23 protein-coding genes are annotated in these 25,467 nt (G+C 31.2%); 16 read left to right on the top strand and 7 right to left on the bottom strand.

Annotation, left to right across the window (positions count from 1 at the left end):
• The first annotated feature begins 9 nt into the window (after positions 1-9).
• The 8 genes from Q1A15_RS05420 (at position 10) to Q1A15_RS05455 (ending at position 8,213) form a co-directional block, all read left to right on the top strand.
• The gene (locus tag Q1A15_RS05420) at positions 10-1,437 is read left to right on the top strand and encodes a RagB/SusD family nutrient uptake outer membrane protein (protein WP_299619998.1); all 1,428 of its coding nucleotides are present in this window, start codon (positions 10-12) and stop codon (positions 1,435-1,437) included.
• Positions 1,438-1,455: 18 nt separating this feature from the next.
• On the top strand, positions 1,456-2,457 hold the full coding sequence (locus Q1A15_RS05425; RefSeq protein ID WP_299620001.1) for a PKD domain-containing protein: 1,002 nt from the start codon (positions 1,456-1,458) through the stop codon (positions 2,455-2,457).
• Positions 2,458-2,463: 6 nt separating this feature from the next.
• Positions 2,464-3,378, top strand: coding sequence for a polysaccharide lyase family 7 protein (locus Q1A15_RS05430; RefSeq protein ID WP_299620004.1), 915 nt, complete (start codon positions 2,464-2,466; stop codon positions 3,376-3,378).
• 103 nt (positions 3,379-3,481) lie between these two features.
• Positions 3,482-4,195, top strand: a complete 714-nt coding sequence (locus Q1A15_RS05435) for a FadR/GntR family transcriptional regulator (RefSeq protein WP_299620007.1) — start codon at positions 3,482-3,484, stop codon at positions 4,193-4,195.
• A gap of 175 nt (positions 4,196-4,370) precedes the next feature.
• Positions 4,371-5,675 carry an MFS transporter gene (locus Q1A15_RS05440; RefSeq protein WP_299620010.1) on the top strand — a complete coding sequence of 435 codons (1,305 nt, stop codon included), beginning with the start codon at positions 4,371-4,373 and terminating at the stop codon, positions 5,673-5,675.
• A 41-nt stretch (positions 5,676-5,716) separates the two neighbouring features.
• On the top strand, positions 5,717-6,469 hold the full coding sequence (locus tag Q1A15_RS05445; RefSeq protein ID WP_299620013.1) for an SDR family NAD(P)-dependent oxidoreductase: 753 nt from the start codon (positions 5,717-5,719) through the stop codon (positions 6,467-6,469).
• Positions 6,470-6,505: 36 nt separating this feature from the next.
• Positions 6,506-7,528: a sugar kinase gene (locus tag Q1A15_RS05450; protein WP_299620016.1), complete on the top strand. Its 1,023-nt coding sequence runs from the start codon at positions 6,506-6,508 to the stop codon at positions 7,526-7,528.
• Between the two features lie 16 nt (positions 7,529-7,544).
• A complete protein-coding gene (locus Q1A15_RS05455) occupies positions 7,545-8,213 on the top strand; it encodes a bifunctional 4-hydroxy-2-oxoglutarate aldolase/2-dehydro-3-deoxy-phosphogluconate aldolase (RefSeq protein ID WP_299620019.1) in 669 nt (222 codons plus the stop codon).
• Positions 8,214-8,326: 113 nt separating this feature from the next.
• Here the strand turns inward: Q1A15_RS05455 and Q1A15_RS05460 are convergent, their stop codons facing one another.
• Complete coding sequence (locus tag Q1A15_RS05460; protein WP_299620022.1) at positions 8,327-10,645, bottom strand: type IA DNA topoisomerase; 2,319 nt, start codon at positions 10,643-10,645, stop codon at positions 8,327-8,329.
• A gap of 109 nt (positions 10,646-10,754) precedes the next feature.
• On the opposite strand from Q1A15_RS05460, the gene Q1A15_RS05465 reads away from it, so the two are divergent.
• From Q1A15_RS05465 to Q1A15_RS05480, 4 genes are all read left to right on the top strand, one after another.
• Positions 10,755-11,201, top strand: a complete 447-nt coding sequence (locus Q1A15_RS05465) for a hypothetical protein (protein ID WP_299620025.1) — start codon at positions 10,755-10,757, stop codon at positions 11,199-11,201.
• Between the two features lie 57 nt (positions 11,202-11,258).
• Complete coding sequence (locus Q1A15_RS05470) at positions 11,259-11,882, top strand: hypothetical protein (RefSeq protein ID WP_299620028.1); 624 nt, start codon at positions 11,259-11,261, stop codon at positions 11,880-11,882.
• A gap of 32 nt (positions 11,883-11,914) precedes the next feature.
• Positions 11,915-12,088 carry a hypothetical protein gene (locus Q1A15_RS05475; RefSeq protein WP_299620031.1) on the top strand — a complete coding sequence of 58 codons (174 nt, stop codon included), beginning with the start codon at positions 11,915-11,917 and terminating at the stop codon, positions 12,086-12,088.
• Between the two features lie 165 nt (positions 12,089-12,253).
• Entirely contained in the window at positions 12,254-13,441 is a 1,188-nt protein-coding gene (locus Q1A15_RS05480; RefSeq protein WP_299620035.1) for a hypothetical protein, read from the top strand.
• 398 nt (positions 13,442-13,839) lie between these two features.
• Here the strand turns inward: Q1A15_RS05480 and Q1A15_RS05485 are convergent, their stop codons facing one another.
• Entirely contained in the window at positions 13,840-14,547 is a 708-nt protein-coding gene (locus tag Q1A15_RS05485; protein ID WP_299620038.1) for a LytTR family DNA-binding domain-containing protein, read from the bottom strand.
• Positions 14,548-14,552: 5 nt separating this feature from the next.
• Positions 14,553-15,596, bottom strand: a complete 1,044-nt coding sequence (locus Q1A15_RS05490) for a histidine kinase (RefSeq protein WP_299620041.1) — start codon at positions 15,594-15,596, stop codon at positions 14,553-14,555.
• A gap of 211 nt (positions 15,597-15,807) precedes the next feature.
• Between Q1A15_RS05490 and Q1A15_RS05495 the strand changes: the two genes are divergently transcribed.
• On the top strand, positions 15,808-16,683 hold the full coding sequence (locus Q1A15_RS05495; protein WP_299620044.1) for a DUF5694 domain-containing protein: 876 nt from the start codon (positions 15,808-15,810) through the stop codon (positions 16,681-16,683).
• A gap of 26 nt (positions 16,684-16,709) precedes the next feature.
• On the top strand, positions 16,710-17,552 hold the full coding sequence (locus Q1A15_RS05500; RefSeq protein ID WP_299620047.1) for a DUF5694 domain-containing protein: 843 nt from the start codon (positions 16,710-16,712) through the stop codon (positions 17,550-17,552).
• Positions 17,553-17,650: 98 nt separating this feature from the next.
• On the opposite strand, the gene Q1A15_RS05505 is transcribed toward Q1A15_RS05500, so the two are convergent.
• The 4 genes from Q1A15_RS05505 to argS form a co-directional block, all read right to left on the bottom strand.
• Positions 17,651-18,025: a LysM peptidoglycan-binding domain-containing protein gene (locus tag Q1A15_RS05505; RefSeq protein WP_299620050.1), complete on the bottom strand. Its 375-nt coding sequence runs from the start codon at positions 18,023-18,025 to the stop codon at positions 17,651-17,653.
• Between the two features lie 86 nt (positions 18,026-18,111).
• Positions 18,112-19,500, bottom strand: a complete 1,389-nt coding sequence (gene lpdA, locus Q1A15_RS05510; protein WP_299620053.1) for a dihydrolipoyl dehydrogenase — start codon at positions 19,498-19,500, stop codon at positions 18,112-18,114.
• Positions 19,501-19,535: 35 nt separating this feature from the next.
• Entirely contained in the window at positions 19,536-20,090 is a 555-nt protein-coding gene (locus Q1A15_RS05515; protein ID WP_299620056.1) for a hypothetical protein, read from the bottom strand.
• A gap of 42 nt (positions 20,091-20,132) precedes the next feature.
• Positions 20,133-21,905 (bottom strand): arginine--tRNA ligase, encoded by a 1,773-nt coding sequence (gene argS / locus Q1A15_RS05520; RefSeq protein WP_299620059.1) that lies wholly within the window; start codon positions 21,903-21,905, stop codon positions 20,133-20,135.
• 95 nt (positions 21,906-22,000) lie between these two features.
• Here argS and Q1A15_RS05525 point away from each other — a divergent pair, with 95 nt between their 5' ends.
• Positions 22,001-22,501, top strand: a complete 501-nt coding sequence (locus tag Q1A15_RS05525) for a YkgJ family cysteine cluster protein (RefSeq protein WP_299620062.1) — start codon at positions 22,001-22,003, stop codon at positions 22,499-22,501.
• A 37-nt stretch (positions 22,502-22,538) separates the two neighbouring features.
• Complete coding sequence (locus Q1A15_RS05530) at positions 22,539-25,466, top strand: T9SS type B sorting domain-containing protein (RefSeq protein WP_299620065.1); 2,928 nt, start codon at positions 22,539-22,541, stop codon at positions 25,464-25,466.
• Position 25,467 lies beyond the last annotated feature (1 nt).

Here is a 25,467-nt window from a genome sequence, read left to right on the forward strand (position 1 = left end):
AAGAAGAACATGAAACAGATAAAATATATAAGCATACTAGTAATTATCATGTTAATGACGTATTCATGTAGTGATAATTTTTTAGAACCAGCACCTGTTGGAACACCAAATGGTGAAACTTTTTACTCAAATGACGATGAACTTGAGTTAGGAGTGATAAACATGTACGATGGAATTCAAGGAATAAATTCAACAAGTTCTAACGACAATCATTCGATACAAGTTGAGTTTTATGTAACTGAAATGCGAAGCGATAATACGCAAACTAAAAGTAGTGAAGGTGAAGCTGCACAGTTTGAAAATTATACAATTGAAGCAAATAATGGAATTGTAGAAGATTACTATCGTAGTTTTTACAATATAATTTTTAGAGCAAATATCATTTTAGAGAATTTAGATAACGCAACTGCAGCAAACAGATCAAGATTTGAAGGTGAAGCTAAATTTGTTAGAGCTTATGCATATTTTAATTTAGTAAGATTGTACGGTGACATTCCTTTAATTGAAGGAGTAATTGCACCAGGAGATAAAGAAGTACAATTTACTAGAAGACCAAAAAGTGATATTTACAATTTAATAGAGTCAGATTTAAATAGAGCTATTGAAACGTTAGAAAACGGTTCAAAAAACAGAGCGTCAAGAGCTGCAGCACAGACTTTACTTGCTAAAGTTTACATGACTACAGAAAACAAACGCTATTTAGAAGCACAACAACTTTGTGAAGTAGTTATGAATTCAGGATTCAGTTTAGAATCTAACTTTAAAGATATCTTTTTTAATGAAGGAAATAATGAAATAATTTTCTCTATTGGATATATTGGAGACGACGCACAAAATAGTCAGAATTTCTCAGCAGAATGGTTAAATGCTGTTGGAAGAACTAGTGGTGTAAATTATGTAACTCCAGATGCAAAAGCTGCTTTAGATAATTTTGGTGGAGATAGAACTCAATTTTCTTATCGAGTAGATCAAGCACAACCAACAAGATTTCAAGTAGTGAAATATATTCCTGACGGAGATGCAACCTTAGGTATAGACCCAACATCTAGTAATCCTACACAAGCAGGAAACGACTGGATAGTTTTACGTTACGCAGATGTATTGTTACTTCACGTAGAAGCAATCATGGGAGCATCTACAGAAACAAGTGTACCAGCTGCATTAGCTTCTTTTCAATTGGTTAGAAATCGTGCAGGATTAACAACTCCTGTAACTACAATTACAAAAGATGATTTATTATTAGAAAGAAGAGTAGAGTTAGCTTTTGAAAATCATAGACTTTTTGATTTGTTACGATTTAACAAAGCACAAGAAACATTATCTGCATTTTCTAGTAGTATTGGAGCTAGTTTTAGTGCTACAGATTTATTACTTCCAATACCTCAAAGAGAAGTAAACTTAGGTGGTGGAGTTTTAAATCAAAATCCTGGTTATTAATTAAAAGACCTTTTCAACATGAGAAAAAATAACAAATTTACAATAAAAAGAACATTAATAACAAAGGTCTTAGCTTTTGTAGGAATATTAGCTTTTACAGCTTGTAATTTTGAATTTGAACTTCCAGAAGAAGGTTCAATTGAAGATTTAACACCACCTTCTGCTGCGTTTGAAGCAAGTCAAAATGTAGATAATTTTAGATTATACAATTTCGCAAACTTGTCTACAAGTGCTACACAATATCAGTGGGATTTTGGTGATGGAAATACTTCTACAGATAAAGATGGAGTGAACGAATTTCCTGGTGAAGGTAATTTTACAGTAACTCTTACTGTTTCTGATGCTTTAGGAGTAGAAAGTACAGTAAGTCAAACTATTGAAGTTGTTGAACCTGAAGCTCCAGCAATAGCAGATCCTGTTTTAGTAAATGCTGATTTTAACAAATTACCAAAATCTTCAGGTTCAGATTGTGCGTGTTCAGCTTGGATTAATAAAGACTTAGGAGATCAAGGTGAATCAAGTTCTGGTAACGGAGGTTCAGATAATGTTGTAAAATTAGATAATAACGAACCAGATCACGTATACCAAGAGTTTGAAGTAACTCCAAATGCCGATTATACAATCGAATTGGTTGCATCTTTTAAAGAATTAAGTGGTGGGTCTTTTCCAAGCATGTTAGATGTACGTGTGTTATCAGGTACAGGTTTTGTTTCAGGTTATACTCCAATATATTTTACAGAAACTACAGATTTTCCACAAGAAAACTGGGGATACACTTCTATCGCGCAAGTAGAAGACGATACCAACAATCTTTTATCAGAAACAATAAGTAATCCTGATGATGATAGTTATATCACATACACATTCACGTTCAATTCTGGAGCAAATAATAGTGTTGCTTTATTTATTAGAGGAATTGGTGGACCAGCTACTGGCGGTGGCGGTGGTGATTTCGGTTACAACAGTGGAGACGAAGAAATTAGATTAGATTCGGTAATTATTACAGCTATTAATTTATAAACATAAATGAAGAGCAGTCTAAAAAATATAATAGGGCTTTTTGTAATTATACTCTTGTTTGCAAACGCTACCTGTAATGCACAGCATAGTAGCGTTTCAGACTCGAGTGATAAAACTGAGAAAAAAAGGAAGAAACGAAGACGAAAGAAAGTTAAACTTCCTAAAATTGATCTTTCACATTGGAAAGTAACAATACCTGAAGGAAATGACAAAGGACGACCTTTTGAAGTTAGTCCTCCAAAAATTTTTGATTATGCGAACAACGAGTTGTTACAAAAATATATGTACAACGATTCTGTAAAAGGAGCTATAGTTTTTTATGCTGAACCAAAAATAACAACAGCAAATACTAAGTATTCTCGATCAGAATTAAGAGAGCAGATGGATCCAGGAAACAATAATGTAAACTGGACTTTCAAGCAAGGTGGAAGAATGAAAGGACAATTAGCGGTTACTGATATTTCTAGGGATAAAAAAGGCAATTATCATAAAACGATAATCATGCAAATTCATGGAAGATTAACTAACGATCAGAAAAAACTTATTGGTCAAAAAGATAATAATGCACCACCAATTTTAAAAATATATTGGAAAAATGGTAAAGTACGTGTAAAGACCAAGGTTTTAAAAAACAAGTCTGCAACAAACACAGAATTGTTACATAAAGAAGCTTGGGGAGATGATGAAGGTTTTACATTTAAACAGAAAGTAGGTTTTAAAAAGTTCACATTAGAAGTCAAAGTTTCAGACGGAAAAATGGTAGTAATTTTAAATAATAGTGAATTTAAAGTTTACGAAAACATTCACATGAAACGTTGGGGCATTTTTGAAAACTATTTTAAAGCAGGTAACTATTTTCAAACCAGAGACAAAGATGCCTTTGCAAAAGTTAAATATTATAAGCTAGAAGTATCACATTAAACCTTTTAAAATTTTAAAAATTAATAATCAAATATAAAATTTAACAGATGTAATTTATTAAATTCGTAAATCGTAACTGGTTAACCAATTATAACAAGAGTAAATGAAATTAGAAATATTAACAACAAATGATAGCGAAAATGTTCAAAAGAAAATTATCTCTCAAATTAGAGATTTAATTAACTATAAGAACTTAGAACCAGGAGATAAACTTCCTTCTGAACGAATGCTATCAGAAAAATTTGAAGTTTCTAGAGGAAATATTAGAGAAGCAATCCAAAAATTAGAATTCTATGGATTATTAAAATCAATTCCTCAAAGCGGAACTTTTGTTGCGAATATTGGAGTAATTGCTCTTAACGGAATGATTGAAGACATTCTTAGTTTAGAAGATCCAGATTTTAAATCACTAGTAGAAACTCGAATTCTGTTAGAACTTAAAACAGCAAGATTAGCAGCATTAAGAAGAACAGAAGATGATTTAAAAGCGATGGCAGAAACTCTTGAAGCTTATACGAATAAAGTAAAAGCAGGAGAAGATGCAGTACAAGAAGATTTACTTTTTCATTTGGCTATTGCTAAAGCAAGTAAAAATACTACGATAAATACATTTATGTTGATGATTACACCTGGTATTATCACCAATTTTGAAAAGTACCATGTATGTGATAAAAACTTAGCACAAAAAGGAATTCAAGAACATTATGACATTTATGAAGCAATAAAAAATCAAGATCCCCAATTAGCTAAACAAAAAATGAAAGATCATTTCAGTGTGCTATATCAATATTGTTATAATTCAAATTCAGAAAAGTAACGATTTCTTTAGGTGTTTAATAGATCAATCAGAGTAAGTAAAGATTAAACAAAAACATATCGAAAGTCATAAAACTTAAGTAACAGTTTTAAGAATTATGACTTATAAAACCAATAAAGGTTCATAATGCAATTTTATGAGCCCAGACCAAATACGTTGTAAATTAAAGTAAGAAATGAAAATTAAAGGACTCAGATGGTGGGTAATAGGCTTAATAGCACTAGCTGCGATAATCAATTATATAGATAGACAAACTTTAGTTGTTTTATGGCCAGATATTGCCCAAGAATTATATCCAGATAAGAATGCAGACGAAAGAAAAGAGATTTATTCTTGGATAACAATTGTATTCATGTTTTCCTATGCTTTCGGTCAAGCAATCTTTGGAAAAATCTTTGACTGGATTGGAACACGATTAGGATTTGTTTTATCTATAGGAGTGTGGTCTGTAGCTACAGCATTACATGCATTAGCAAATTCATTTGCAAGTTTTGCATTGTTCAGGTCTATTTTAGGAATTTCTGAAGCGGGAAATTGGCCAGGAGCTTCAAAAGGAAATGCAGAATGGTTTCCTACTAAAGAAAGAGCTTTTGCTCAAGGACTATTTAATTCTGGAGCAGCAATTGGTGGTACAATTGCGATTCCTTTAATTGCTTTTTTAGCAAGCCATTTTAGCTGGCAAACGATTTTTATTATTGTAGGTTTATTAGGATTATTATGGTTAATTCCTTGGATAATTGTAGTAAAATCTCCACCAAAATCGCATCCTTGGATTACTGAAGAAGAACGTAACTATATTTTAAAAGGTCAGAAAAAAGATACTGAAACAAATACAGAAACTTCAGTAGAAGAATACACACCAGATACTTCAAAATTATTATCACACAAACAAAGTTGGGGAGTAATTATTTCATCTGCAGCTATAGATCCAATTTGGTGGCTATTTGTATCATGGATTCCGATTTACTTATTCGAAGTATATGATATGGATGTGAAAGGAATAGGTATTTATGGCTGGGTTCCATATTTAGGGGCAATGTTTGGTGCTTGGTTTGGAGGCTTATTAGCTCAAAATAGATTAAAAATTGGCTGGAGTGTTGATAAAACTAGAAAGATGGTAATCACTTTAGGTTGTGTAATTATGTTACCATCATTATTAGCATTGGCTAATCCAGGAGGACCAACAACTGCAGTATTAATAATGGCTGTTATTTTATTCGGATTTCAAACAGCAATCGGGAATATTCAAACATTACCAAGTGATTTATTCAGTGGAAAAACAGTAGGAACATTAGCAGGTTTTTCAGGAATGGCGGCAAAATTAGCAGCAGCTGGATTAACATTTTTCATTCCATGGTTAACTAAAGGAGGAAATTATACACTTGTATTTATTATCGGAGCAATTTTAGCAACAGTTTCCTTAATAAGTGTTTGGGTTTTATGTCCGAAAATAGAACGAATTCAAGGAAGAAAAAACTAGAAATAAAACAAGAAACAAATAATTAAAAAATACAAATAACGATGAGTAAAATAGCTGTAATTACAGGAGCAACAGGAGGAATAGGTTTTGCTGTAGCAAGAAGGTTAGGGCAAGATGGATATACGGTAATTTTAAATGGTATTGAAGATGACATGGGAGCTAAAAGAGTAGAAGAGTTAACTGCTGAAGGAATCACTGCCGAATATTATGGTTTTGATGTCACTAAAGAAGTAGCGGTTACTGAAAATATAACTAAAATAGGAGAGAAATACGGTAAAATAGATACTTTAGTAAACAATGCTGGAGGTTTAGGTGGTCGTCAACGTTTCGAAGAAATGACTACAGATTTTTATCGTTTTGTAATGGCTTTAAATTTAGATTCAGCATTTTTCGCATCTAGAGCAGCTATTCCATTTTTAAAGAAAAGTGATAATCCATCAATCATCAATTATACATCAAATGCAGGATGGAATGCAGGTGGACCAGGAGCTGGAATTTACGGAACTTCTAAAGCCGCTGTACACACGTTAACTAGAGCTTTAGCAAAAGATTTAGCTGAGTACGGAATTAGAGCAAATGCTGTTTCTCCTGGTACTATTGATACAGATTTTCACAAACAAATTAAGTCTACAAAACCAGAAGTATTTGCTTCTTGGGCAAACAACATTATGTTAGGAAGATTAGGTCAACCAGAAGATGTAGCAGGTGTGGTTTCTTTCTTAGCTAGTAAAGATGCAGCTTTTATAACTGCTGAAACTGTACAAATTGGAGGCGGACAAGCTTTAGGTATTTAATAAGAAATAGTATAAAATCACATTAAACTAAAATAGATGAGTAAAGTTGTAGCGTTTGGTGAAATTTTAATGCGTTTAGCAACCGAAAGACACCTACGTTTTTCTCAAGCAAATTTCTTCGATGTAACTTATGGAGGAGGAGAGTTTAATGTTGCGGTTTCTCTAGCAAACTATGGTGTTACTTCAGATTTTGTAACCTGTTTACCAAATAATGATATTGGTAATTGCGCCATAGAAAAAATCAGACAACGAAATGTAGGATCTAACCATATAGCACTCGGTGGAAAAAGAATTGGAATTTATTTTTTAGAAACGGGTGCTGGTACTAGAGGAAGTAAGGTAATTTATGATCGAGAAAATAGTGCTATAGCCAACATTCAAGCTGGTCAGATTGATTGGGATGAAGTTTTTGAAAATGCTACGCATTTTCATTGGAGTGGAGTAACTCCCGCTATTTCTCAGAATGCAGCAGATGAATGTTTACGAGCTGTAAAAAAAGCTCATGAGAAAGGCATTACAATTTCTTCAGATCTAAATTATCGTTCTAAACTTTGGAAATATGGTAAAGATCCGAAAGATATTATGCCAGAATTATTAAAGTATAGTAATATCATATTAGGAGACATCGATACAGCACTTTTCATGCTAGGGAAAACGAAGGTTAATCCAGATTATGAAAATCTAGATACATTAGCAAATCAGTATAATTTGGTTGTAGAAAGTTGTCCTAACTTAGATATTATAGCTACTACTTTACGTTATTCTATTAGTGCATCTCATCAAAAAATAGGAGGAGTGTTGTATGATAAAACAAAAGTTTTGAAAGCACAAACTAGAGATGTTACTCCTGTAGTAGATCGTGTAGGAAGTGGTGACGCTTTTATGGGCGGTTTATTGTATGGTTTAATTAATCCTGATTTTGATTTACAGAAAACATTAAATTTTGCTGTAGCAGCTTGTTGTTTGAAGCATACGATTTCAGGAGATTTTAATTTAACAACTAAAGAAGAAGTTTTACAAATGGTAGATGGTAACACATCTGGTAAAGTTTCTAGATAGATTTAAAAGATATATTATGGCTAAGTTTTCACGAATACAAGTGATTATAGCAATGGATAGAACGGGTTTAGTACCTCTTTTTTATAATGAAGACATAGAAACCTGTAAAAAGATTGTAGATGCTTTATATAAAGGCGGTGCTCGTTTATTAGAGTTTACTGCACGAGGAGATTTTGCACATGAAGTTTTCGGTAAGCTTTCTAAATATTGTAGTAAAGAATATAGTGATATGATTCTTGGTGTTGGTTCTGTAACTAGCGGAGCAGAAGCGGCCTTATATATGCAATTAGGAGCAAACTTTGTAGTGACACCAGTATTTCAAGAAGAAATAGCAATTACTTGTAATAAAAGAAAAGTATTATGGTCTCCTGGTTGTGGAACACTTACTGAAATTTCTAAAGCAGAAGCTCTTGGATGTGAAATTGTAAAATTATTTCCAGGAAGTATTTACGGTCCAGGTTTTATCAAAGCTATTAAAGGCCCGTGTTCATGGACAAGCATTATGCCCACAGGAGGAGTTTCTCCAAATGAAGATAATATTAAATCATGGATTAAAGCCGGAGCTGTTTGTTTAGGAATGGGATCGAAACTAATTGTAAAAAATGCTAAAGGAGAGTTCGATTATGAAAGAATTCAAGATTTAACAGAGAAATCTTTAGAGTGGATAAAAAAATACAAATCCTAAGATAATTTTAGGATTTGTGTTTAATTTAAAAAACCAAAGTTTATTTCCTTCCCCTAAATAAATTATTTAATTCCTATTGATTATTTATGTGAATAGCTTTGGTTTTTACTATACTATTCAAACTTCGTAGTTAAAAAATCATACACCATTGCTTTGGTAATATCTTTTCCATTTGCGAGTTCTTTAATTCTTGAAAAAGGAAAAACAAACGTACAACCGTTCTTATGTTCAGAACATCCATAAGCAGATTTACCTTTTAGAATTGTTCCTTTTTTACATTTCGGACAAGTGATATTATCTGGTATAGTTTTAGTTTTAGTTGTTCCACCTTGTTTAGTTTCTAATTTCAAATTAAAATTATCATCAAAACGAACCAAACCTTCTGCTTTTCCTTGATCAGTTTTCCAACCTTTTAAATTTGTTGTACAACCTTTATCTAATAATCGAATTAATTGATTTTCTGAAATTTTCTTGTCAAGGAAAGTGAATGGAAGTTTAAAATCACAACCATTTTTATAATTAGAACATCCGTAAGCAGTACTACCTTTTAATAAATTCCCTTTTTTACATTTCGGGCATTCTTTTCCTGTAACAGTTTTTTTACTAGATGCTTTTTTCTGACTTTTCTTAGGAGTCAATTCCTTATTGTTTTCTGCGGAAAGACGCACAGTTTTTTTACTAGAACGAACTTCATATACCAATTGATCTACCATTTGTTTCATCTGTTTAATGAATGTACTGGCATGATATTCTCCTCGTTCAATTTCTTTCAAACGCTTTTCCCAGAGTCCTGTTAATTCAGCAGATTTTAATAATTCATTATCAATTAACTGAATAAGGTCTATTCCTGTTTTTGTTGGTAAAATTAGCTTTTTTTGACGTTCAATATATTTACGTTTAAAAAGTGTTTCAATAATACTTGCACGTGTAGAAGGACGACCAATTCCGTTTTCCTTCATTAATTCACGCATTTCATCATCATCAACTTGTTTACCTGCTGTTTCCATAGCACGAAGTAAACTAGCTTCGGTATAATTTCGAGGAGGTTTTGTTTCCTTTTCTAAGAAACTAGGTTCGTGCGGACCTTTTTCTCCTTTTTCAAAATTTGGAAGTAAACTTTGGTCAGAAGTTACTTTTTTAGGTTCTTCATTAAATTCAAAAACTACTCGCCATCCTTTGGTCAAAATTTCTTTTCCTGTGGTTTTAAATGATACATCATCTGCTTTTCCAATTACAGCAGTATTTGCAATATCACTATCAGGATAAAAAACAGCAATAAAACGACGCACAATAATATCGTACACTTGTTGTTGATTGTACTGTAAATTCGTTTGAACTCCAGTTGGAATTATCGCGTGGTGATCGGTTACTTTCTTATCGTTAAAAACACGAGATGATTTCTTTATTTTCTTACCTAATAAAGGCTGAGCAATTTCAGCATAATTAGTTAAGTTTTTTAGAATTCCTGCAACTTTAGGATAAATATCGTTTGGTAAGAAAGTAGTATCAACCCTAGGATAAGTAACCACCTTCATTTCATATAATTTCTGAACTATTTTTAAAGTTTCATCAGCAGAAAAACCAAATTTATTGTTACAATAAACCTGTAAACCTGTTAAATCAAAAAGTTTAGGAGCGTAATCTTTTCCTTTCTTTTTTGTAACAGATACCACTTCAAAATCAGCAGTTTTTACTTTATCGGCAAAAGCTTGACCATCTTCTTTTTTTAGAAATCGTCCTTCTTCACAATTAAATAAAGTATTTCTATACGTAGTTTGTAATTCCCAATAAGGTTGAGGCTTAAAGTTTTGAATCTCTAAATAACGTTTAACAAGCATTGCTAGGGTTGGAGTTTGTACTCTTCCTATCGATAATACTTGTTTGTAACCACCAAACTTTACGGTATATAAACGAGTAGCATTTAGACCTAATAACCAATCTCCAATTGCTCTCGAATAGCCAGCATAATATAAATTGTTATAATCTTCTTCTTCCTTAAGATTATTAAAACCGTCTTTTATAGCTTCTTCAGTAAGAGAAGAAATCCATAAACGTTGTACCTTTCCTTTATATGACGCTTGATTAATTACCCAACGTTGAATCAATTCTCCTTCTTGTCCGGCATCCCCACAGTTGATAACCACATCGGCTTTTTGGAATAATGACTTTACAATATTGAATTGTTTTTGGATTCCAGAATCTGCTGTTACTTTGGTACCAAATTTATCTGGAAGCATGGGTAAATTGTTCAAATCCCAGCTTTTCCAGTGCGGTTTGTAGTCTTTTGGTTCTAAAAGTGTACACAAATGACCAAAAGTATAAGTAACGGCATAACCGTTTCCTTCAAAATATCCATCATGTTTCGTATTGGCACCCAAAATGTTAGCGATTTCTCTTGCAACACTAGGTTTTTCGGCGATACAAACTTTCATTATTCATTTTTAATTCGCCGAAAAATAGTAAAATTGATATAATAATTCTATTTTTAGGCGTTATTAAAGTAATTATTTAAAAATACGAATCCCTAAAATTAATAGAATTATGAGAAAAGCTTTATTGTTATTATTGTTAGTAGTTTCAGGATCTGTGTATTCACAAATCGAATTTATCGAAACAAGCCAAAGCGAAGTTGTTGGAAAAATTAGTTATGTGTATTTAGAGAAAGTAGGCGAAAACGATTATAACTTCTTTTTTAAGAATATAAATGCTATTGGTCACGAATATGTAAGCTTTAGTTTTAAAAACTTAGATAACGACTTAGATAAGTTATATATGGGGTTAATGGGAGGTTTTGAATCTGTACCAAGAGATCCATTAAAAATGAAAGCAAACGGACAAATTGTTTGGTTAAAGTATTCTAGAGAAGACGGAGAAGCTTTCTTACAAATTCAAATGACAAGCGGTGATAACCCTGTAGATGTTGAAGAAAATGTAAAAGTATCTCGTTTATTAACAGCTGAAGATGTTACAAAGTTATTCAAGAAATAATTTTTAGAAAATACATTAATTTTTAAGTCGAGAATTTTTCTCGACTTTTTTTATGCTATGAAAAATACCATTTACACATTGCTATTTTTACTAATATTGATAGGTTGTAATCAATCAAAGGAGAAACGTATCGTAATTGAATCAAGTTTTAATGATCCAATAGATTTAACTTTTGATACTATTTTCGATTTAAATACGTATAAGACTTTAGGGGAATTTAGAGAAGCTAGAAATAAAACAATTAAGAAACATGAATTTGCATTTCTTACGTCTTTGTTCATAGATGATCATGAATACGTAATTAATTTAGAAAGTATAAGAGATCGATGTTCATCTATCTATCCATTGAAAAATAAAAACACATTATACATATATAAAGATTCCATTGTTAAGCCTTTTGCATATCAATATGCTAAAGAAGTACACGCAATACATAAGCTTAAAGAAGTTTATGAAAAAGATGTATTGAATTATAACAAGATTAAAAATTATTCAACATCTCCAAGAGATTTAGTACTTTCATTTGAATTTGAAGATAGTATTACAATGCAATCCTTTAAACAAGTATTACATCAAGTAGTAAAATCGTATTTAGAAACAAATGCTAAAGTTAAAGATACTTTACCCTTGAATATTTCATTAGATAATATTCGTCGATTAACGCCAGTTTATGAAGATTAATTATAATTTCAATAAAATCAAAAAAATAAATTATGATAGCACAATTCAAAAAATTTAAGTTAGATAACCTATTACATATTTACGGAGGTTTACATGGCGATAGCCAAGGTGTTCCTGCTGACAATTCGGGCAGATCAGTATTTGACTTTTCACCAATGGATCATGGTGATAACGGAGGAATTCCTCCAGATAATCAGAAGAAATAATTTTTTAAAAAAAGAGAGTAATTTACTCTTCTTTTTTGTTTAGTATAGTCATGTTGAACTGTATTATTTTAACGCTCTAAAAGTCGTCTTAAAAATTTTTGGCACGCTACTTGCAAACATCTAAGTGTATATCAAAAAAATGATGTGCATTTAAAATCAAATAGTATGAAAAAATTTGTTTTACTACTTACAGGACTTTTATTAGCTACCTTTTCAGCTAACGCATCGGCAACAAGTACAAATGCAACAGCACGTTACTATAACTATGGTAAGTCATTCATCTTTACAGAAGGTGGTGTAGAGTTTTCAGTTTATCCAGACGGACAATTCGATTTTTACCTTGACGGACCAAGAAGGGGTGTAAACGTAAATATTAATGGACCAGGTGTAAATATTAGTTTTAATTCAGGTTTTAATTACGATCCGTTTGTACAATATGATGACTATGGAGCAGTAGTACAAATTGAAGATATTCCAATCTTTTATGATCACTTCGGAAGAATTACTCAGGCAGGTGATGTTTTCATAAGATATAATCACTGGGGAAGAGTTTCTAGAGTTGGAGGATTATTTGTTCACTATAATAGTTACGGTAATTTCATAAACTGTTCAGGTTATATTAATAGATTTAATAGACGTTATGTATACAGACCATATCATAGGTATTTCTCAGTACCAGTAGTAGATAGATGTATTGTTTGGGATCGTCCTTACAGAAGATTTTATTCTCCTTATAGATTTTCTTATTCTGTATATAGAAACAATTATTATAACGGATATTATCACAGATCATACAGAAACCGTACGTATTGTAGACCAGGAGCTACTGTGAGAAACTTTAACAGAGGAAGAAGAGTAGCTAGTGCTAGAAATGTAAGATACAGATCTAGAGATAATAGAAGAACAATGTATCAAAGAAATGATCGTAATTACAGTAGAATTAATAGAAGTAGTTCTAGAGTAGCTAGTAATAGAAACGCTAATAGAACTAGAACGGTTACTAGAACAACGAGAACAGTTTCAAGAGATAGATCGGCAACTAGAAATATTTCTAGAAACAGAGTACAAGCAAATTCAAGAAATAGAGCTACAGTAAATAGATCTAATACTAGAGCAGCTAATAATAATAGAGGTTCAAGAATCAGTCAGGCTCAAAAAACAAGAAGTTATTCTAGAAATAATAGATCAGTGAACTCTAACAGATCGGTGAGTTCAACAAAAAGAGCTAAAAACAATAGATATAAATCAAGAAGTACATCTACAAGATCAAAAACAAGAGCTACAAGAAGTGTAAGTTCTAACAGATCAAAAGGAAATACTTCAAGATCTAGAAATGTTAGAAGTAGAAGATAAAATAAATTTTAAATACGATATAGAATAAAGCCACACTTTAACCAGTGTGGTTTTTTTATGATAGAAATATAATTAGGATCAATAAAAAACCGAAACACTAGCATATGTTTCGGTTTTTAAGTTTCTTAATCTTTTTCTTAGTTTTTCATAGCAATATCCCCCTCTAGACTAATAGTAGTTGATACTTCCATTGTAATATAGTTTTTAGTTAAATATATGTTAACAAGAATGGTGCCGAAAATCTATTTTATAATTTTTTTTCTTGTAAAAAAGCTAAAAAAATAAAGAATCAATGTTGTTTATTAAAAAACACTATAAAGTTGATAATGTTTAATTATCACTTTTAAAGATAGTTATCTTGTTTTTTACGGTTGAAATCGTTTCGATACAAGAGTTTTTTAAAGCATAAATTTATTTATACTTTCAAAGAAGTTTTTTTTATAAGTATCTCCGATAGGAAGATTATTACCATTAGATAAGTACACTGTTAAAGAATCTGTTTTAACAACATGTTCTAAAGCTACAATATATGATTTATGAACTTTTACAAACTTCTTTTCTGATAGTTCGTTTTCAAAGTGTTTTAAGGTATTATAGGTAATGATTTGATTTTCTCTAGTGTGAATAGAAACGTAGTTCTTTAAGCTCTCAATGTAAATGATGTCTTTTGTGTAAATTCGTTCAAAGTTATTTTTCCCATCAGTTTTAATAAACGTAAACTCATCACTATTACTTATAGGAGTTGTATTTTCTTTCGGTTTAACTTTTAAAATGGCATTGTAAAAGCGTTCAAACTCAAAAGGCTTTAAAAGATAATCTACAGCATTTAACTCATAACTTTCTATAGCAAATTGAGGATAAGCAGTAGTAAAAATAACACTTACTTTATCTTTTATGATTTTTGATAACTGAATTCCTGTGATAGTTGGCATTTGGATATCAAGAAATATAACATCTAAATTCTCTTTTTCAATAATACCTAAAGCTTCAATAGGATTTGTTGTTGCGGCCACTAAATCTAAAAACGGAACTTTCTTTACATAAGATTCTAATAATCTAATCGCAGGAGCTTCATCATCAACCAATAAACATCTTAATTTTTCCATAGCTGTTACTTCTTTAAAGGTATTTGTAAATGAGTACTGTATTCAACATCATTTTCATTGAAGTCAAAAATATAATTATTATCAAATAAAAGAGATAAACGCTTTTTTAAATTTTCTCTTCCGATACCTTTAGAACTATAGTTTTTTACTAGTGAAATTTTATTTCTAGTTTTTAAGATAAGATGATTTTCTGTGCTTTGAATATGTATTTCAGCAGGAAAACTTGAATCGTTAACTATTCCGTGTTTAAAAATGTTTTCTATAAAATGAATAAGCATTAACGATGGTATTTCTTGCATACCAATTTCACCCTCAATTTTTAAATCAACAAACAAATTATCTTCAAAGCGCTTTTCATAAAAATACATATAGTCTTTTACAAACTTAATTTCACTTTGTAAAGGCATGTAATCTTTTTGAGCTTCGTAAGTTAGGTAACGCAAAAGTTCTGATAGTTTATGAATTCCTTTGGCTGTTTTAGGTTGTGTTTCTGCTAATTCTGAGTAAAAAACATTTAATGTGTTAAATAAAAAGTGAGGTTCTAATTGTGTTTTTAAGGCACCTAATTCGGCTTTTTGTTGTTCTAATTCTAACTTATGAATTTTATTCTTATTCTTTAAAAAAGCGAAGAGTAAGTATATGAATGTACTGAAAAGAATAACCTTTAAACTATAATAAGAATTATCGAAAATGTAATACCAGAAAGTTCTAGTGCTATCTGAATAGTTATGATATCCAGAAATTGAATACACGACAACTTCCTCTAAAAAATATCGTATTGCTGGAAAAACAAAAAATAAAGAGATCTGACCTAAAAAGAAATAAATTAGATTTTTCTTAGCTAAAGTTTTTGGACTAATCACTTTTATATTCAAGGCATAAACACAAAAAAATGTGATAAAGTATGTTGTAGTTAGTACAACACCAAAAATGTTAAACTGTTTTACAAACATTTCGTGTCCCATAGTAACATACTTTCTAAATATGTTCATAAACACAAGAACAAAACCAAAGAGAAAGTGATATTTTAAGTTATTCTTTATTTCCATACTTCAAATGTAGCTATTAAAGTTACTCCTTAAAGTGAGTTTACCATCTAATTCCTGTTTTTTAGGACAAACACCGAAAACTACACAACGAAACAGAAAGTATAAAAAAACAAGGTGTTTGTAATCTAGAATTTACACTTGGTGGAATCTGAAAATATTAGGCTTGAATCGATACTACTTTTGAAGTGTTGAATTTAAAAAATCAAATGTCATGTATATCAGAATCTTCATTATTACGGTTTGTTTGTTAAGTCAAACCATATTCAGTCAGAAAAAAGAAATCGATGAACATTTTAAAGAAATTGCTACTTCAGATGTATTCATCTTAGGATCTTTTCATTTTGCTAATCCTGGATTAGATACATACAAGCAAAAACATTCAGTAAATATATTTTCTAAAGAGAAACAAGCAGAGCTTAAAGAAGTAATAAATACGATTAAAAAGTTTGCACCAACAAAAATTGCTGTGGAATGGAAAGCAACAAAACAAAATCGATTAGATTCTTTATATAATGCGTATTTAAAAGGAAATTTTGAGTTAAAGTCTAATGAAGTATATCAAATAGGCTTCCGATTGGGAAAATTGCTAGGACACAAAAAAATATATGCTATCGATGCTTCAGCAAGAAACTTTAAAAGTGATTTGACTAAAGAAGATCATAAAAAGAAACAAGGTGAATTTATCAATAGAGCAGGAGCAGAGGTATTGCAAAGAGAAATGACGATCGATAAAACTTATTTCAGTTTATATGAGAAAGAAGATAAGTTAAAAACAGAAGTAAGTTTATTAGAATTCTTTAGAGTACTTAATAATAAAGATGTAGTAAATCATAGTCACGGACATTATTTAATTGGTGATTTTAAGATGGGAGCAAGAGAGAAAAATGATTACTACGGCGCAGACAAAGCCATATGGTGGTATAGCAGAAACTTAAGAATATTTCAAAACATGTTGAATATAAATACACCAGGAAAAGACAAAGTTTTCGTATTGATTGGAGCCGGACATTTACCAATATTAAACTTTCTCGCAAATGCTTCAGTAGATTTTAACATGACAACTTTAGAAGAATTAATCAAACAATAAAACATAAAAACAAAAACATACAACAGATGAAACTATTTAAAATTTTAACCATTAGTCAATTATTATTAGGAACATTAGCATTTGGTCAGCAAATCGATTTTGAAGCTGATAAAAAAGAGATAGAAAGTAAAGTACAGAAAATACAAGTATTAAACTTTGGTACATTTCATATGGGAGAAACTTCTGATGAAAATAAAACTGAGTTTGATGAGAATGATAAAAAAAATCAAAAGGCGGTTCATAAAATTGCTGAGATGTTAGCAAAGTTTAAACCAACTGTTATTCTTGTAGAAACTAGACCAGAGAACGATGAAAAATTACAATCGTTATACAAACAATATGTTAAGAATCCTGATATGAAGTTTAAAAACCCTAATGAAGTAGAATTATTAGCTTATGAATTAGGAAGACTATCTGGAACAAAGAGAATTTATGGAATTGATCATAAAATGAGTTACAACTATAAAATTGGTGCAGAGATAAATAATGAGATCGATAAAGAAATGTTGTATAAATATTATCAAAATCCGATTCCTTATCATACAAGCATTAAAGTAGATAGAGATAATTTGAGTTTACTAAATCAGTTAAAACTTTCTAATCACGATTTATATTTAGATTTCTTAATTACTGTGAATGCAGATATGTTAACACATGCAGGAACAAAAAATGGTTTTGAAGGAGCCGATGAAGCTGCAAAATATTACCAAAGAAACTTAAGAATGTATTCTAATTTAAACAGAATTAAGTTAACAAAAGAAGACAGAGTTTTTATCTTAATGGGAGCAAGTCACACTGCATTTTTTAGAGATTTTATGAGTAGAAGTCCGAAATACAAAATGGTTAACACATTTGAGTATTTAAAGTAAATTGATAAATTTAATCTATCTGTGTTTAGATTATATAAAAAGAAAACCTCGCTTTACAGCGAGGTTTTTTATATAGTAGTCAGTCGTTTTAAACTTTGTTATAGATTAGGAATTACTAATTCTTGTCCTGGGTGAATTAAATCAGCAGACTTTAAGATATTAGTATTCGCTTCAAAAATCTCTTTGTATTTCATTGCATCTCCATAATAATGCTTAGCAATTTTACCTAGAGTTTCTCCACTTTGTACAGTGTGATTAGCATATACAGAAGTATCTTCTACAGAAATATCAGCAACAATATCAGAAGGTGATTCACCACCAGCCTTTTTAATTTCATCCCAAATAAGGTTCTTTTCGTATTGATTTTTTGCTGTACCAGAAATGTGTAAGACACCGTTTTCTTCTTTAACATCTCCGTTTTTAATTTCTAATTGTTCTCCTAAGTTTAAAACACTTTGATATTTTGCTTTCATCTTGATAAATTTTATTTGTCTTAAATATAAAAAAAAACCTTGCAAAAATGCAAGGTCTTTTTATATCAAATTGTTATAAAATCTTTTTATAAGTGAATTACCTCGTCATAAGCATCAGCAACAGCTTCCATAACAGCCTCACTCATTGTTGGGTGAGGGTGAATAGCTTTTAATACTTCATGACCGGTAGTTTCTAATTTTCTACCTAAAACAGCTTCAGCAATCATATCAGTTACACCAGCACCAATCATATGACAACCTAACCACTCTCCGTATTTAGCATCGAAGATTACTTTTACGAAACCTTCTGGAGTTCCAGCAGCTTTCGCTTTACCAGAAGCAGAGAATGGGAATTTACCAACTTTAATATCGTAACCTTGTTCTTTAGCTTTTTCTTCAGTTAAACCAACAGAAGCGATTTCTGGAGTTGCATATGTACATCCAGGAATGTTTCCGTAATCGATAGTTTCTGTGTGTAAACCTGCGATTTTTTCAACACAAGTAATTCCTTCAGCAGAAGCAACGTGTGCTAAAGCCGGACCAGGAGTTACATCTCCAATAGCGTAATAACCAGGAATATTAGTTTGGTACCAATCGTTTACTAAGATTTTATCTCTATCAGTAACAATTCCTACATCTTCTAATCCGATGTTTTCAATGTTTGTTTTAATACCAACAGCAGATAAAACGATATCAGCTTCTAAAACTTGCTCTCCTTTTTTAGTTTTTACTGTAGCTTTTACTCCATCACCAGAAGTATCAACAGATTCAACAGAAGAGTTAGTCATTACTTTAATTCCAGCTTTTTTGAAAGAACGTTCCATTTGTTTAGAAACATCTTTATCTTCAACAGGAACAATATTTGGCATATATTCTACAATAGTTACTTCTGTACCCATTGCATTGTAAAAGTGAGCAAACTCAACTCCAATAGCACCAGAACCAACAACAATCATAGATTTTGGTTGTTGAGGTAATGTCATTGCCTCTCTATATCCAATTACTTTTTTACCGTCTTGAGGCAAACTTGGTAATTGACGAGAGCGAGCTCCAGTTGCAATTACAATATGATCTGCGGAGTATTCAGTTACAGTTCCGTCTTCAGCAGTAACATCTACTTTCTTACCAGTTTTAATTTTTCCAAAGCCGTTAATTACATCGATTTTGTTTTTCTTCATTAAGAACTGAACACCTTTACTCATTCCGTCAGCAACACCACGACTTCTTTTAATTACAGCATCAAAATCTTTGTCAATAGCTTCAGCCTTTAAACCGTATTCGTCAACATGTTTTAAGTAATCGTATACCTGAGCCGATTTTAATAAAGCTTTGGTAGGAATACATCCCCAGTTTAAACAAATACCACCTAAACTTTCCTTTTCAACCACAGCGGTTTTAAAACCTAATTGAGAAGCTCTAATGGCAGTTACATAACCTCCAGGACCAGATCCAATTACTATGATATCATATTTCATAATTCGTGTTTTATCTATTAGTTGTTTATTTATAATTAAGGATTAAAAACAAGGTCTTTAATTCCGAATTTCTTACTTGTAACACCCAATAATGCGTTTACAGCATAGTGGATGATAATTAATGCAATTACAGCTGCTAAAGGTACGCCGAAAATTTTATAAGGCATATCGTAACTCCATGTTCCTAAATTGATGGTGATAATTTCACCAAGAGTAGGGAAGATGGCAACCATAAAAAGCACTAACCATTTTTTTATTTTTGATGATATATGTGAAGCTTTTTTATTGATTTCCAATTCTGTTTGATACATTAAAATAAAAGCTGCTCCCCATGCAAAAAACACCCATTTGGGTATTTCTGTAGCTACATCGTGATATTCCCAATATTGATATTTTGTGCCAAAATATTCACAAGTATATCCGATAATAGCAGTTAATAGAAAACCAAAAACTAGGTTACTATTAAATGTTTTGTTTCTTATGTTTTTTACGAATGAGTGTGTAATTTTTAAAATTAAAAGTATGGCTAAAATAAGATCATACTGATGGAAAAAACCAATAAGTAATCCACCAAGTATAAGCTTTAGCATACTTTTTAAAATTATTTTAGTTACAACGTTCATTCGTTAGAATTACATTCTTTCAGGAACATCGATACCTAATAAACGGAATGCAGAGGCAATAGTATCTGCAACTTTCTTAGATAACTGTACTCTAAAAATCTTTTTATCTTCATTTTCTTCTCCAAGAATAGAAACATTTTGATAGAAAGAATTGAACTCTTTAACTAAGTCATATGTGTAATTAGCAATTACTGCAGGAGAATAATTCTTCGCTGCTTGCTGAATTACTTCTGGATATAACTCTAATTGTTTGATTAATTCCTTTTCTTTCTCGTGTAAATCAATTCCTGAGACAGTTTTAGAATGATCAAAATCTGCTTTTCTTAAGATAGATTGGATTCTAGCAAAAGTATACTGTACAAACGGACCTGTATTTCCTTGGAAATCTACAGAAGCTTGTGGATCGAATAAAATTCGCTTTTTAGGATCTACTTTTAATATGAAATATTTTAAAGCTCCTAATCCGATAATTTTATATAGCGATTCTTTTTCTTCGTTTGAGTATCCTTCTAATTTTCCTAATTCTTGAGAAATATCACGAGCTGTGTTCGTCATTTCATTCATTAAATCATCAGCATCAACAACAGTTCCTTCACGAGATTTCATTTTTCCAGATGGTAAATCAACCATTCCGTAACTTAAGTGATATAATTGATCTGCCCAGTTATAGCCTAATTTCTTTAAGATTAAGAACAGTACTTTAAAGTGGTAATCTTGTTCGTTACCAACCGTATAAACCATTCCGTTTAAATCTGTGAAATCTTTAGCACGCTGAATTGCAGTTCCAATATCTTGAGTCATGTATACTGCAGTTCCATCAGAACGCAATACCAATTTCTCATCTAAACCATCTTCAGTTAAATCACACCAAACAGAACCGTCTTCTTTTTTAAAGAACACTCCATCTTTCAATCCCTGTTCTATAACATCTTTTCCTAATAAATACGTATCACTTTCGTAATATAATTTATCAAAATCGACACCAATGTTTTTGTATGTTACATCAAAACCTTCATATACCCAACCGTTCATTGTTTTCCAAAGTGCAACAGTTTCTTCATCACCAGATTCCCATTTACGTAACATTTCTTGAGCTTCTAAGAAAATAGGCGCTTGTTTTTTAGCGTCATCTTCACTCATGCCATTAGCAACTAAGTCACTAATTTCTTTTTTATATTCTTGATCGAACTTTACGTAGTAGTTTCCAACTAACTTATCACCTTTTAAACCTGTTGATACTGGAGTTTCACCATTACCAAAACGTTTCCAAGCTAACATCGATTTACAAATATGAATTCCTCTATCGTTAATAATTTGAGTTTTGTAAACTTTATGTCCGGCAGCTTTTAAGATTTCAGAAACAGAATATCCTAACAATACGTTACGAACGTGACCTAAGTGTAAAGGTTTATTAGTGTTTGGTGAAGAATATTCAACCATTCTAGCATCTGTACTAGAAGTTACAAAGCCATACCTTTCGTTAGTAGCAATTTCGTTAAAGAAATTGATGTAAAAACTATCATCAATAACTAAGTTTAAAAATCCTTTTACAACATTAAAACTAGATACTTCTTGTACGTTTTCTACCAAGTAATTACCTAAGTCGTTTCCAATTTGAACCGGATTTCCTTTTTTGTATCGTAATAAAGGGAAAACTACTACAGTTATATCTCCTTCAAAATCTTTTCGGGTTGCTTGAAATTCAACAGATGGAATTTCAGTTTCGTATAATTTTTCAAACCCTTCTTTAACCTTCGCTTCTAGTAACGATTGTATGCTCATTAGTTGACTTATTTCTTTTAAATCGAGTAGCAAAATTACATAATTTTATTGGTTTATTTGGCTCATTTCTGGTCATATTACTGTAGTTTTGCAATATGGATAAAGACCTTGAAAATCTTAGAGAATTAGCCCAAGAAAAGCTACAAGAGAATAAAAAATACTTTCAGAAACTAAAAAAGCGTACTCCTAAACGTCTAGATTTAGTTGTTCAAGAGATACATGAAGAAGAGTTTGAACGTACAGATTGTTTGAATTGTGGAAATTGTTGTAAAACTACAAGTCCGATGTTTACTTATAAAGACATTGAACGAATAGCGAAGCATTTAAAGATGAAAGTGGCTGATTTTGTTGCACAATATTTACGTATTGATGAAGATGATTTTCATGTGTTACAAACTTCTCCTTGTCCGTTTTTAGATTTAAATGATAATTCTTGTTTTATTTACGATGTTCGCCCGAAAGCTTGTGCAGAATATCCTCATACCAATAGAAAAAAGTTCATCCAATTAGCAAATATTACCATAAAAAACACAGAAGTTTGTCCTGCTACATACAGAATTTTAGAAGAGTTAAAGAAGAGGTTACCACAGTCTTAACTTTTTAGTTAGATATTACATGAATTTTATAAATGCTATGAAAATTAAAAAAATACTTTTTTTACTATTACTTGTACATGCTATTTTCTTAGAGGCTCAAGGATATTCTGTTTCAAAGTTTCAGAAAATAAATGAAGTTAATGGAGGTTTTACAGGAATGTTGGATATTGACGATTCTTGGGGAATATCAATTGACAATATTGGTGATTTAGATGGAAATGGTGTTAATGATATTGCAGTAGGTGCATTTGGTGATGACGATGGAGGTTCTAGTAGAGGAGCTGTTTGGGTTTTATTTCTAGATGCAGATAATCAAGTGATTTCTCATACTAAAATTAGTAACACTTCTGGAGGTTTTACAGGTGTTTTAGATAATGATGATAGATTTGGTGGAGCTGTATCTTATTTAGGAGACATAAATAATGACGGATTAATAGAATTAGCTGTTGGCGCAGATTATGATGGTGATGGTGGATTTTGGCATGGTGCTGTTTGGATTTTAAGTCTTAATAATGATGGAACTGTTAATTCGCATAGGAAGATAAGTGATACGCAAGGTAATTTTCTTGGTTTTATTAATGGAGATGCAATTTTTGGAACTGATATAGAAAATATTGGTGATTTAGATGGTGACGGAATACAAGATTTAGCAGTTGGATCTAGGAGAGATGGAGATGGAGGATCGAGAAGAGGAGCAGTTTGGATTTTATTTATGAATGCTGATTTAACTGTAAAAGGTTTTCAAAAAATTAGTAGTACACAAGGTAATTTTTCTGGAACACTGCAATTTGAAGATTTCTTTGGAGGTTCTGTCGCTAACATTGGTGATTTAGATGGTGACGGAGTTACCGATATTGCAGTTGGAGCTTACAGAGATGATGATCTATCAACAAACTCAGGAAGTTTTTATATTCTTTTTCTAAATACAGATGGAACAGTAAAAAATCACACAAAGATTTCTAATTTAAGTGGAGGTTTGTCTAATACAGTATCAGCAGATGCATTGTTTGGTGAGTCGATAGATGGAGTTACTGATATTGATAATGATGGGAAAATAGAAATAATAGTTGGTGCATTGCGCGAACGAAATAATGTTTCATCTACTCAAACTGGTGGTTTTTATATTATAGAATTAAATAGAGATGGAACTGTCTCAGAAGATTTTTTATATACATATGGAGAAAATTGCTTCACAGGGAATTTAGAAGATGGAGATTTTTTCGGAGGTTCTGTATCTGTACTTAATAATACCTCTGGAAATATTTCTTTTGCTGTGGGTGCATATAGAGATCGAGAAAATGGAGGAAGAAAAGGAGCGATTTGGATTTTAGAGTTGGGCGATAAAAAAGAATATAAAAGTTCTTTTGAAAATACTTCGCTATGTGGTTTAAATGACGGAAGTTTTACAATTTCTGAATTGTTAGCGAATACTAATTATAGTATATCTTATAGTTTAAATAGTGTAGTAACGACAATTCAACAGCAATCGAATTCACAAGGAGAAACTGAAATTACTGGACTATCAGCAGGTAAATATGAAAATATCGAAATAAGTCAAATAGGTTTTACTTGTATAAGTACTTTAGATCCTATTGAGATACATAATGCTGATTTTATTGCAGAATATAATAAAACTGATCCAACTTCGTGTGGTACTGCTGATGGTGTTATTGAAATATCAAAACTAACTCCTAATGAAACTTATGTAGTTGATTATTATTTGAATAGTGTTTTAGTTCGTAATAACTATACAGCAAATTCTGCTGGAGAAGTATTTTTAACAGGATTATCATCAGGAAGATATGAGCGTATCATGATCATTGGTACAACCACACCTTGTTCAGATGGTTTGGGACTTATGGAATTAACAACTACTGAATTAAATGCGACTGTAACTTCTTCGAATGAGTCCTTTTGTGGTTTAAACGATGGACAAATAGAAATCGCTAACTTAACACCAAATACTTTTTATGTAATTAATTACAGCTTTAATACTAATAATATTACAGTAGAAGAGCAATCGAATTCACAGGGAGAAATTGAGTTAATAGGTTTATCATCTGGTAATTATGAAAGCATAGAAGTGAATCAACGAGGTGCTAGTTGTTCTAAAATGTTAGGAAATGTTGAAATAGAACAAGCAAATTTTCAAATTGAATTTGAAAAAACAGATCCTACTTCATGTGCAGTATCAGATGGAACTATTTCAATATCAAGATTATTATCAAATACCTTATATAATATTTCTTATGTAAAAGACGGAGTGCGGGTTAATAACAATTACAGCTCAAATTCGGTAGGAGAAATTACACTTTCAGCATTAGAATCAGGTAGATATCAAAATATACAAATAACTGATATAGCTAATTCATGTACTGATGAAATAGTAGTTGTAGATTTAAATACCATATCTTTTTCTCCGTCTGTTTACGCAACAAATTCTTCATCTTGTAAAGTTAACGATGGTTCAATTGTATTTTCTAATCTGTCTGCCAATCAGTTTTTTGAGGTGTCTTTTGAGTTTGAAGGAAATAATGAAAACTTAAGAATTCAGTCTGATAATTTTGGAGAACTTCTAATTTCTAGTTTAAAGTCAGGGATCTACGAAAATGTATTTATTAGGGATGTTGATACAGGTTGTAATAAAACGTTACCAGATTTGAATATAATCTGTGTTCCTGATGAAATAGAATGTTTTAAAACGAAGACCTTTTTTACACCAAATAATGATGGATATAACGACAGTTGGTCGTTAGAAATGCTTAATTCATGCGATTATATTGTTTATATCTATGATAGGTTTGGAAAAGAATTAGCTCGTTTAACTCCATCGTCACCTTCTTGGAACGGAATGTATAATGGTAAAAGATTACCTTCAAATGATTATTGGTATTTAGTAGAATACACCAATAATTTAGGAGAAACAAAATACTTTAGATCACATTTTGCACTAAGAAGAATTTAAT

The organism is uncultured Tenacibaculum sp., assembly GCF_947495995.1.
In the GTDB taxonomy this organism is placed as follows: Bacteria; Bacteroidota; Bacteroidia; order Flavobacteriales; family Flavobacteriaceae; genus Polaribacter.

What these genes read in the sequence shown, in the direction of transcription:
- Q1A15_RS05420 (WP_299619998.1), top strand. Translation starts at nt 10, where the DNA reads ATGAAACAGATAAAATATATAAGCATACTAGTAATTATCATGTTAATG.
- Q1A15_RS05425 (WP_299620001.1), top strand. Translation starts at nt 1,456, where the DNA reads ATGAGAAAAAATAACAAATTTACAATAAAAAGAACATTAATAACAAAG.
- Q1A15_RS05430 (WP_299620004.1), top strand. Translation starts at nt 2,464, where the DNA reads ATGAAGAGCAGTCTAAAAAATATAATAGGGCTTTTTGTAATTATACTC.
- Q1A15_RS05435 (WP_299620007.1), top strand. Translation starts at nt 3,482, where the DNA reads ATGAAATTAGAAATATTAACAACAAATGATAGCGAAAATGTTCAAAAG.
- Q1A15_RS05440 (WP_299620010.1), top strand. Translation starts at nt 4,371, where the DNA reads ATGAAAATTAAAGGACTCAGATGGTGGGTAATAGGCTTAATAGCACTA.
- Q1A15_RS05445 (WP_299620013.1), top strand. Translation starts at nt 5,717, where the DNA reads ATGAGTAAAATAGCTGTAATTACAGGAGCAACAGGAGGAATAGGTTTT.
- Q1A15_RS05450 (WP_299620016.1), top strand. Translation starts at nt 6,506, where the DNA reads ATGAGTAAAGTTGTAGCGTTTGGTGAAATTTTAATGCGTTTAGCAACC.
- Q1A15_RS05455 (WP_299620019.1), top strand. Translation starts at nt 7,545, where the DNA reads ATGGCTAAGTTTTCACGAATACAAGTGATTATAGCAATGGATAGAACG.
- Q1A15_RS05460 (WP_299620022.1), bottom strand. Translation starts at nt 10,645, where the DNA reads ATGAAAGTTTGTATCGCCGAAAAACCTAGTGTTGCAAGAGAAATCGCT.
- Q1A15_RS05465 (WP_299620025.1), top strand. Translation starts at nt 10,755, where the DNA reads ATGAGAAAAGCTTTATTGTTATTATTGTTAGTAGTTTCAGGATCTGTG.
- Q1A15_RS05470 (WP_299620028.1), top strand. Translation starts at nt 11,259, where the DNA reads ATGAAAAATACCATTTACACATTGCTATTTTTACTAATATTGATAGGT.
- Q1A15_RS05475 (WP_299620031.1), top strand. Translation starts at nt 11,915, where the DNA reads ATGATAGCACAATTCAAAAAATTTAAGTTAGATAACCTATTACATATT.
- Q1A15_RS05480 (WP_299620035.1), top strand. Translation starts at nt 12,254, where the DNA reads ATGAAAAAATTTGTTTTACTACTTACAGGACTTTTATTAGCTACCTTT.
- Q1A15_RS05485 (WP_299620038.1), bottom strand. Translation starts at nt 14,547, where the DNA reads ATGGAAAAATTAAGATGTTTATTGGTTGATGATGAAGCTCCTGCGATT.
- Q1A15_RS05490 (WP_299620041.1), bottom strand. Translation starts at nt 15,596, where the DNA reads ATGGAAATAAAGAATAACTTAAAATATCACTTTCTCTTTGGTTTTGTT.
- Q1A15_RS05495 (WP_299620044.1), top strand. Translation starts at nt 15,808, where the DNA reads ATGTATATCAGAATCTTCATTATTACGGTTTGTTTGTTAAGTCAAACC.
- Q1A15_RS05500 (WP_299620047.1), top strand. Translation starts at nt 16,710, where the DNA reads ATGAAACTATTTAAAATTTTAACCATTAGTCAATTATTATTAGGAACA.
- Q1A15_RS05505 (WP_299620050.1), bottom strand. Translation starts at nt 18,025, where the DNA reads ATGAAAGCAAAATATCAAAGTGTTTTAAACTTAGGAGAACAATTAGAA.
- lpdA (WP_299620053.1), bottom strand. Translation starts at nt 19,500, where the DNA reads ATGAAATATGATATCATAGTAATTGGATCTGGTCCTGGAGGTTATGTA.
- Q1A15_RS05515 (WP_299620056.1), bottom strand. Translation starts at nt 20,090, where the DNA reads ATGCTAAAGCTTATACTTGGTGGATTACTTATTGGTTTTTTCCATCAG.
- argS (WP_299620059.1), bottom strand. Translation starts at nt 21,905, where the DNA reads ATGAGCATACAATCGTTACTAGAAGCGAAGGTTAAAGAAGGGTTTGAA.
- Q1A15_RS05525 (WP_299620062.1), top strand. Translation starts at nt 22,001, where the DNA reads ATGGATAAAGACCTTGAAAATCTTAGAGAATTAGCCCAAGAAAAGCTA.
- Q1A15_RS05530 (WP_299620065.1), top strand. Translation starts at nt 22,539, where the DNA reads ATGAAAATTAAAAAAATACTTTTTTTACTATTACTTGTACATGCTATT.